At 52.4% G+C, this 2368-nt stretch carries 1 protein-coding gene; it reads left to right on the top strand.

Annotated elements, in window-relative coordinates:
- Positions 1 to 449: 449 nt before the first annotated feature.
- The gene (locus HMPREF2847_RS06990; RefSeq protein ID WP_070429049.1) at positions 450 to 1898 is read left to right on the top strand and encodes a nucleobase:cation symporter-2 family protein; all 1449 of its coding nucleotides are present in this window, start codon (positions 450 to 452) and stop codon (positions 1896 to 1898) included.
- The last annotated feature ends 470 nt before the right edge of the window (positions 1899 to 2368 follow it).

Here is a 2368-nt window from a genome sequence, read left to right on the forward strand (position 1 = left end):
TTCTCACACAACACACACCCACAAAACAACCACCCAAAACAGGGCAACCACTCCGTGAGCAGCAGAAGAAGACTTTACCTTCATCGCAAACACAAGTCAAACCGACTGTGAATACAAAGTAAACTCTCCCCCACATCACCACAACAAGCGATCACATCGCCCTGTCGCGCTGACCCCGGATACATTACACACACTTCACACATAAAGCGAACCTGCAGGTCACAACGCCTTTCTAGTGTATTTCCGAGCTAATAGAAAACCATACCCCTAGAGTCTCACTTAAAGCTGTTCCGCAATGCATTCGTTCAGCGGCTTCCCACGCACACTCACGAGTTATCTCAGCAAAGTGACGTGACCCGATGGCCTCGTCGTAAAGCGAGATGGAGCGAAACCACCCCAATAGAAAGCTCCAGTGAGGAAAACCTGGACTAGGGAACTAAAGTCGAACTGTGACTACATCAACGAAGACCGATACTCAGACGGTTCATCCGGTCGATGAGTATCCGGGCCATGTGAAACTGCTTGTACTCGGCTTTCAACATGTGCTCGCCGCGTATGCAGGCGCGGTGGCAGTCCCGCTTTTCGTGGGCTGGGCACTTGTGGATGCCGGGCGTATGTCCCCGTCCGATATTCCGCACCTAATTGCTGCGGACCTGTTTGTTGCAGGCATCGCCACCATCGTACAGTCGGTGGGTATTTGGCGATTTGGTGTGCGACTACCACTGATTCAGGGCTGTACCTTCTCTGCCGCGATTCCGATGGTTACTATCGGGTCGCAATACGGCGTACCCGCAATCTACGGTTCGGTGATTGCATCGGGCATTTTCATGATGCTCTTTGCACCGCTTTTTGCGTCGCTTCTACGCCTATTTCCGCCGTTGGTCACTGGCACGGTGCTATTGATTATCGGCACGACGCTTATGCCAGTCGCAGCCGACTGGGTTGGTGGCGGTGCTGAAGTCAAGGACACTCCAGATTTCGGCGCACCTCAAAACTTGGCAGTAGCTGCGTTTGTGTTGGTCTTAATTCTCAGTATTGAGCGATGGGCACCAGAATGGCTCGCCCGCATTGCCGTTCTAGTGGGCATGATCTCCGGATTGCTGCTATGCATTCCATTGGGAATGGTGGATTGGTCTGGAACTAAGGACTCACCAGTCTTCGGGTTGACGCATCCATTCTACTTTGGCATGCCTGAATTCGTCCTCTCGGCTGTATTTGCCATGTGCATTGTTTCGCTTGTGACTATGGTCGAAGCGACTGGCGACGTACTTGCAATCGGCGAGATTACCGAATCCGAGATTGATAATCACCGTATTGCCGACACACTGCGTGCCGACGGTGCTGCGACCGTAATTGGCGGTATTTTCAATACCTTCCAATACACGGCGTTTGCCCAGAACATTGGCGTCCTATCCATCACGGGCGTACGTTCCCGATGGGTTACCGCAGCTGCAGGTGGAATGCTGCTGATCCTGGGTTTGATTCCAAAGACGGCCGCTCTCGTTGCCGCTATCCCAGCTCCAGTTTTGGGAGGTGCCGGTATCGCCTTGTTCGGTATGGTCGCAGCATCGGGCGTCCGCACTCTATCCAAGGTTACGTTCACTGAATCCAACGTGATTGTCGTGGGTATTCCGTTGGCATTGGCATTACTTCCTGCTGTATCGCCCGAACTATTCTCCGGACTACCGGCATGGGCGCAAACGTTTATGGCTTCAGGTATCTGCGTAGGTTCCGTCGCTGCTATCATCTTGAATCTTTTGTTCAACACCGCCGACCGTGCACCGCACGCCGTTACTCCGAGTGCTCACGACACCTTCCGCGGAGGTATTAACTCTGAAGATAAGGACCACGACGGCTACGGAGACGTCCCGTCGGCTAAGCCGAGCAGTAATAACTAACCTCGGTACTTTGATTAGCGCGACTGCATAGCTTAATCCCAGACAGGGCTAACTTAACTAAATACGACACCCTCCCGTATGGGCGCAGGCAATACCTCACCTATACGGGATTTTCTTTTGGCGTGATCGAGGACGCCGCCACAGCATCTCGTAGGTACGAGTCGAAGATCAGAGCTGACTACTAAGTAAGCGTATGTCTCCCTATTTGGACAGCTTGGTAATAAAGCCTCAATTGGACTGGGGTATCAGTATGTAGGGATGAGTGGCGGTGATAGTCACAGAAGTGCAATGGATGAATCGCACACGCCACCAAGCTAAGAGCCAGAATTCGAGGAGCCTCCGCGACCGGTCTACTGCGCACCGGGCCCCTTCCAAATACCCACAACCAAGCAAAATCAATGGCTATCACCGAGACATAAGCTACGACATCTATCGATTGAATGTTGTTTACTTGTGGGTAAAACAAAAGC

The sequence above is a fragment of the Corynebacterium sp. HMSC074C03 genome (assembly GCF_001838285.1).
Taxonomy (GTDB): Bacteria; Actinomycetota; Actinomycetes; order Mycobacteriales; family Mycobacteriaceae; genus Corynebacterium; species Corynebacterium amycolatum.